We start from the raw sequence: 6310 nt of genomic DNA on the forward strand, positions 1-6310 counted from the left end.
CTCGGGGAATCCGGGCAACTGTATCGCGATTCCACACACGGAATCGCCCCGTCCGGTTGTCCCGGGACGGGGCGATGCCAAAGGTGAGAAGGGGTGAATGGGCGAACGAGGCGTCAGCAGCCGCCCGCCACCGCCGGGATGATCGAGATTCCCGCGCCGTCCGGGGTCGCCGTGGCCAGGCCGTCGGCGAAGCGGACGTCGTCGTCGTTGACGTAGACGTTGACGAAGCGACGGAGCTTGCCGGTGTCGTCCAGCACGCGGGCCGCGATCCCCTGGTGGTTCTTCTCCAGGTCCGCCAGGACCTCGGCGAGGGTCGCACCCTCGGCGGGAACCTCGGCCTGACCGCCGGTGTAGGTGCGCAGGATGGTCGGGATTCGGACGTTGACGCTCATGCGAGGCCAGCCTCTCGGAACGAGTCAAGGGTGGGGCGGATGATGGCGGAGGGACCCGTGGTGGGGGCCACGGCGTCGAGGGTCTTGAGGCCGTCGCCGGTGTTGAGCACGACGGTCGTCAGGGACGGGTCGAGCAGGCCGTCCTCGATCAGCTTCCTGGTCACGCCGACGGTCACCCCGCCCGCGGTCTCCGCGAAGATCCCCTCGGTGCGGGCCAGCAGCTTGATGGCGTCGACGATCTGCTCGTCGTTCACGTCCTCCACCGCGCCGCCCGTACGGCGGGCGATGTCCAGGACGTACGGGCCGTCCGCGGGGTTGCCGATGGCCAGCGACTTGGCGATGGTCTGCGGCTTCTGCGGCCGGACGACGTCATGGCCGGCCTTGAAGGCGGTGGAGACCGGGGAGCAGCCCTCGGCCTGGGCGCCGAAGATCTTGTAGGGCTTGTCCTCGACCAGACCGATCGCGATCAGCTCCTTCAGCCCCTTGTCGATCTTGGTGAGCTGGGAGCCGGAGGCGATCGGGATGACGATCTGGTCGGGCAGCCGCCATCCGAGCTGCTCGCAGATCTCGTACGCCAGGGTCTTGGAGCCCTCGCCGTAGTACGGGCGCAGGTTGACGTTGACGAAGCCCCAGCCCTCGCCCACCGGGTCGCCGATCAGCTCGCTACAGAAGCGGTTGACGTCGTCGTAGGTGCCCTCGATGCCGACCAGCTCACCTCCGTAGACCGCGGCCATGACGACCTTGCCGGCCTCCAGGTCGTGCGGGATGAAGACGCAGGAGCGGAAGCCCGCGCGGGCGGCCGCGGCGCCGACCGCGCCGGCGAGGTTGCCGGTGGAGGAGCAGGAGAGGGTGGTGAAGCCGAAGGTGCGGGCGGCCTGGACGGCGATGGCGACGACCCGGTCCTTGAACGAGTGGGTGGGGTTCCCCGAGTCGTCCTTGATGTGCAGCTCACCGGTGACGCCGAGCTCACGGGCGAGGTTGTCGGCCTTGACCAGCTTGGTGAGGCCGGGGTTCAGACTGGGCAGGTCCGCCACGTCCGCGGGGACGGGCAGCAGCGGGGCGTAGCGCCAGATGCTGTTCGGACCGGCCTCGATCCGCCGGCGCAGCCCCTCCGGATCGCCGGCCGGCAGCTCGTACGCGACCTCAAGCGGCCCGAAACAGACCTCGCACGCGAAGATCGGGCCCAGCTCGAACCGCTCACCGCACTCCCGGCAGGACAATGCCACGGCGGGGCCGAAAGCACCGGAGGCGGCAGAGTTGGAGGAGGCGGCGGAAGTGGTTGAGCTTTCTACTGATTGCACAGCCATGGATGGCGAGGCCCTTTCTCCTCATCTTCCTCGGGACGCGTTTCGCCACGAGACGGAATTGGCACCTTCCCGAGCTGGGAGCCTCGCGGTGGAATGCGAGATCAGCTGGAGGGTTGCCGGGGCTTCAACGGGCCGTTCCCTCTGCCCCTCTGGATGAGCGGTATGGCGCCGGGCGAACCCGGAGCGTTTGTCAACACGGGCATCGTCGGTGAACACCGGGGTCGACCCCGACATACGACGGTCACGTGCGTTGTTCAAGACTGTAACCGAAGGCCCGGATGGTTGAGATAGCCGTCCGAAGCGCGAGATGGGTCACAGCGACCACAGCAGGGAGACACACAGGTGCTGGATGAGGTGGAGCGCTGGCTGAAGCGCCGCTCCTGGTCGGCCGACGACCGTCCGCTGGATCGCCTGCTGGCCGCGAAGCGGACCTCGGCGACGACCGTGAGCGTAGTCCTGCCCGCTCTGAACGAGGAGGCCACGGTCGGCGAGATCGCCGACACGATCCGCCGTGAGCTGATGGGCGAGGCGGTGCCGCTGGTGGACGAGCTGGTGGTGCTGGACTCCGGTTCGACGGACCGCACCGCCGAGGTCGCCGCGGCGGCGGGCGCCACCGTCGTCCCCCGCGACTCGCTGCTGCCCCGGCTGCCCGCGCTGCCCGGCAAGGGCGAGGTGCTGTGGCGGTCCCTGCTGGCCACCAGCGGCGACATCGTCTGCTTCATCGACGCCGACCTGCGGGAATTCAACGCGCGCTTCGTCTCCGGGATCGTCGGTCCGCTGCTGACCGACCCCACGCTCCAGCTGGTGAAGGGCATGTACGACCGCCCGCTCGGCGAGCTGGCGGGGCAGGGCGGCCGGGTCACCGAGCTGGTCGCGCGCCCGCTGCTGAACCTCCACTGGCCCCTGCTGGCCGGGTTCGTCCAGCCGCTGGGCGGTGAGTACGCGGCGCGCCGGTCGCTGCTGGAGCGGCTGCCCTTCCCGGTCGGCTACGGGGTCGAGCTGGGGCTGCTGGTCGACGCGCTGCACACGGTGGGGCTCGACGCGCTCGGCCAGGTGGACATCGGGGTGCGCAAACACCGCCACCAGGACGGGCTGGCGCTCGGCCGGATGGCGGCCGCGATCTACCGCACCGCCCAGCTGCGGCTGGCCCGGGGCCACTTGGTGCGGCCGCGGCTGACCCAGTTCGACCGGGGCGAGAACGGCTTCGAACCGCGCACCACGGCCGTGGACACCGAGGAGCGGCCTCCGATGATCGAGATCCCGGAGTACGCGGCCCGGCGCGCGGCGTGATGGCCCCCGGGCGGCACGCGATGGCGCCTACGGGGATCGCGGGAGAGCGCCCATCCGCTTGCGCGGCGGCGCCCGCGTGGCCAGAACCGGGATAGCACCTACGGGGCAAGAAACCGTACGTACGTTTGCGCGGGGTCGCACATGGCTAGGCTCGCGACATGGGAGCTCCGCGCACCGCCCCGATCCTGGTCGCGTCCAACCGCGGCCCGGTCTCGTACGGCCTGGGCGAGGACGGCTCGCTCACCGCCAAGCGCGGCGGCGGCGGGCTGGTCTCCGGCCTCAGCGCGATCGGCTCCGACTCGGGAGCGGTGTGGGTGTGCGCGGCGCTCGGCGAGGGCGACCGCGAGGCGGCCCGGCGCGCCGGGACCAGCCATCTGAACCCCGGTGACACCGGCGGCCAGCAGGTGCGGATGCTCGACATCGCGCCGGATGTCTTCGCCGCCGCGTACAACGGCATCGCCAATTCGGTGCTGTGGTTCATCCACCATCTGCTCTACCAGACCCCGGTCGAGCCGGTCTTCGACGCGGAGTTCGCCGAGCAGTGGGCGGCCTATGAGACCTATAACGCGGCCTTCGCGGACGCGCTCGCCCAGGAAGCGGTGGCCGAGGCCGTCGTCCTGGTGCAGGACTACCACCTGGCGCTGGTGCCCGCGATGCTCCGCGAGCGCCGCCCCGATCTGCGGATCGGCCACTTCTCGCACACCCCCTGGGCGCCGCCGGACTACTACCGGCTGCTGCCGGACCAGGTGGCGGCGGATGTGCTGCGCGGCATCCTCGGCGGCGACCGCGCCGCGTTCCTCACCGAGCGCTGGGCCACCGCCTTCGCCGACTGCTGTGCGGCCGTGCTGGGCGCGGAGATCGTCCGGGACGGAGATGGCGACGGCGGCGAGGAGGGCAGCGGCGCGGCGACGGCCGTGCGCTTCGAGGGGCGGGAGACCCGGCTGGGCGTCCATGGCCTGGGCGCGGACGCGGGCTTCCTGCGGGAGCGGTCGCGGCAGGCCGATGTGGACGAGCGGCTGACCAGCCTGCGGGCGCAGATCGGACCGGGCCGGAAGTCGATCGTCCGGGTGGACCGCACCGAGCTGTCCAAGAACATCGTGCGCGGGCTGCTGGCCTATCGGCGGCTGCTGGAGACCCGTCCCGAATGGCGGGAGCGCGTGGTCCATGTGGCCTTCGCCTACCCCTCCCGCCAGGACCTCGCGGTCTACCGCGACTACACCGAGCGGGTGCGGCGGATCGCGGAGGAGATCAACGCCGAGTACGGCACGGAGGGCTGGACCCCGGTCGCCCTCCATGTGAAGGACGACTTCGCACGCTCGCTCGCGGCCTACCGGCTGGCGGACGTGGCGCTGGTCAACCCCATCCGGGACGGGATGAACCTGGTGGCCAAGGAGGTCCCGGTGGTCTCCGAGCGGGGCTGCGCGCTGGTGCTGTCACGGGAGGCGGGGGCGTATGCGGAGCTCGGCGAGGACGCGCTGGTGGTGAACCCGTACGACGTGGAGGCCACGGCCCAGGCGCTGCACGAGGCGCTGCGCATGAGCGACGGCGAGCGCGCGGACCGTACGAAGCGGCTCGCCGCCGCCGCGACCGCGCTGCCGCCGCAGGCTTGGTTCCTGGCCCAGCTGGAGGCGTTGTAGACGGGCGCTGTGGACGGGCGCTGTGGACGGGCGCCGTGGGCGGGCGTTGTGGACGGGTGCCGTGGAGGGGCGCTGTGGGCGGGCGTTGTAGCCGAGCGTGTGGGCGGGCGCTGTGGGCGGGCGCTGTAGTCGAGCGCTGTGGGCGGGTGCCGTGGACGGGCGCGCTGTGGACGGGCGCACTTCGTCCGGCCGGGCGCGTCGGCCTTACGGCGCGTATGGCGCCTACGGCGCTTACGGCGCCTACGGCGCGTCGCCGCCGACCGCGTCGGCCAGGGCCGACAGCAGCTCCACCACACCCGCCGGGCCGTCCACGACCAGATCGGCCCGCTTGGCGAGTTCGGTCACCTCCGTGCTGCCGCTGCACACCAGCACCCCCGGCACCCCCTCCGCACGCAGCCGCTCCACCGCCGCGAACGCGGCCAGGTCGCCCAGGTCGTCCCCCGCGTAGAGCACGGTTTCCGCGCCCGTCCGCCGTACGTACTCCGTCAGCGCGACGCCCTTGTCCATGCCCGGCGGCCGCAGCTCCAGCACCAGCCGGCCCGGCTCGACGATCAGCCCATGGCGCTCGGCCAGGGCGTGCAGCGGCGCGCGCAGCCGCTCGAACGTGGCCTGGGGGTCCTCGGCGCGGCGGGTGTGGACGGCGACGGCGCGGCCCTTGTCCTCGATCCAGGTGCCCTGCGAGGCTCCGTGCTCCTCGAGGACGGCGGGGAGTTCGGCCTGGACGGCGGCGACTCCGGGGTGCGGTTCGGGCGCCTGGAGGGCACCGCTCGCCGCGTCCCAGCGCTCGGCGCCGTAGAGGCCGAGGACCACGAGCCCGTCCAGCCCCTCGGCCCCGGCGAAGCCGCCGTACCGGACGGCGACCTCGGCCGGACGGCCGGTGATCACCGCGGCGGAGCGCACCTTCGGGGCCAGCCGGGAGAGCGCGGGGACGGCGCCGGGGTGGGCGCGGGCCTGGTCGGGATCGGGGACGATCTCGGCGAGGGTGCCGTCGAAGTCGAATCCGACGACGGCGCGGCCGGGCCGTTCGAGGAGGGCGGCGAGGCCCTCACGGCCGGCGGAGGTGATGGGTACGGGGAGGGGATGACTGCCCATAGCACTGCCCATGGCGGTGACCCTACCGGCCCCGGTGGGACCGCGGGCCGCTCCCGGGCATCCGGCCGGTGAACGGCCCCCGGCCGTCCCGGCGCCCCCTCCCCCGGCGGACGTCAGCGCCGTTCGCGGCGCTCGTCCCTGATCCGGCGCAGCCGGTTGACGGTCACCGGGTCGTGCTCCAGGGCCTTGGGGTCGTCCAGCAACGCGTTCAGCAACTGGTAGTAGCGGGTCGGGGAGATGCCCAGCCGCTCCCGTATCGCCCGCTCCTTGGCGCCGGGGCCCGGCCAGTCCCGCCGCTCCACGGCGAGCACGTCCCGATCGCGTTCGGACAGCCCGGCGCCCGGTCCCGGCTCTCGGCCCTCCGCCTGGTCCTCCGCCTGGCCCTGCGTCTGGCCCTGCGCCCGGTCCTCCGCCCGGCCCCGCGCCCGGTCCTCCGCCCGGCCCCGCGCCCGGTCCTCCGCCTGGCCCCGCGCCCGGTCCTCCGCCTGGCCCCGCGCCCGGTCCTCCGCCTGGCCCTGCGTCTGGCCCTGCGCCCGGTCCTCCGCCTGGCCCCGCGCCCGGTCCTCCGCCTGGCCCCGCGCCCGGTCCTCCG

General features: G+C 72.9%; 6 protein-coding genes and 1 riboswitch. Of the genes, 2 read left to right on the forward strand and 4 right to left on the reverse strand.

The genetic code is table 11. From position 1 onward, the window contains the following. Window positions 1-113: 113 nt before the first annotated feature. Together NQU54_RS45120 and thrC are read right to left on the reverse strand one after the other, a co-directional pair. Entirely contained in the window at window positions 114-392 is a 279-nt protein-coding gene (locus NQU54_RS45120) for a MoaD/ThiS family protein (RefSeq protein WP_069870628.1), read from the reverse strand. Beyond that, window positions 389-1699, reverse strand: a complete 1311-nt coding sequence (thrC, locus tag NQU54_RS45125) for a threonine synthase (RefSeq protein WP_257636099.1) — start codon at window positions 1697-1699, stop codon at window positions 389-391. Before thrC ends, NQU54_RS45120 begins: the two co-directional genes overlap by 4 nt. An 18-nt stretch (window positions 1700-1717) precedes the next feature. Next, window positions 1718-1859: riboswitch (SAM riboswitch) on the reverse strand. A 182-nt stretch (window positions 1860-2041) separates the two neighbouring features. Between thrC and NQU54_RS45130 the strand changes: the two genes are divergently transcribed. Further along, window positions 2042-2989 carry a glucosyl-3-phosphoglycerate synthase gene (locus tag NQU54_RS45130; protein WP_257636100.1) on the forward strand — a complete coding sequence of 316 codons (948 nt, stop codon included), beginning with the start codon at window positions 2042-2044 and terminating at the stop codon, window positions 2987-2989. 158 nt (window positions 2990-3147) lie between these two features. Further along, window positions 3148-4626: an alpha,alpha-trehalose-phosphate synthase (UDP-forming) gene (locus NQU54_RS45135; protein ID WP_257636101.1), complete on the forward strand. Its 1479-nt coding sequence runs from the start codon at window positions 3148-3150 to the stop codon at window positions 4624-4626. Between the two features lie 240 nt (window positions 4627-4866). On the opposite strand, the gene otsB is transcribed toward NQU54_RS45135, so the two are convergent. Together otsB and NQU54_RS45145 are read right to left on the reverse strand one after the other, a co-directional pair. Then, window positions 4867-5718, reverse strand: coding sequence for a trehalose-phosphatase (otsB, locus tag NQU54_RS45140; RefSeq protein WP_257636102.1), 852 nt, complete (start codon window positions 5716-5718; stop codon window positions 4867-4869). 113 nt (window positions 5719-5831) lie between these two features. Beyond that, window positions 5832-6050: a DUF3263 domain-containing protein gene (locus NQU54_RS45145; protein WP_257636103.1), complete on the reverse strand. Its 219-nt coding sequence runs from the start codon at window positions 6048-6050 to the stop codon at window positions 5832-5834. Window positions 6051-6310 lie beyond the last annotated feature (260 nt).

This window comes from Streptomyces malaysiensis subsp. samsunensis (assembly GCF_024519315.1).
Lineage (GTDB): Bacteria > Actinomycetota > Actinomycetes > Streptomycetales > Streptomycetaceae > Streptomyces > Streptomyces malaysiensis.

Excerpts from the sequence above, each read along its gene's own strand:
- otsB (WP_257636102.1), bottom strand. The coding sequence starts at position 5,718 with ATGGGCAGTCATCCCCTCCCCGTACCCATCACCTCCGCCGGCCGTGAG.
- thrC (WP_257636099.1), bottom strand. The coding sequence starts at position 1,699 with ATGGCTGTGCAATCAGTAGAAAGCTCAACCACTTCCGCCGCCTCCTCC.
- NQU54_RS45120 (WP_069870628.1), bottom strand. The coding sequence starts at position 392 with ATGAGCGTCAACGTCCGAATCCCGACCATCCTGCGCACCTACACCGGC.
- NQU54_RS45135 (WP_257636101.1), top strand. The coding sequence starts at position 3,148 with ATGGGAGCTCCGCGCACCGCCCCGATCCTGGTCGCGTCCAACCGCGGC.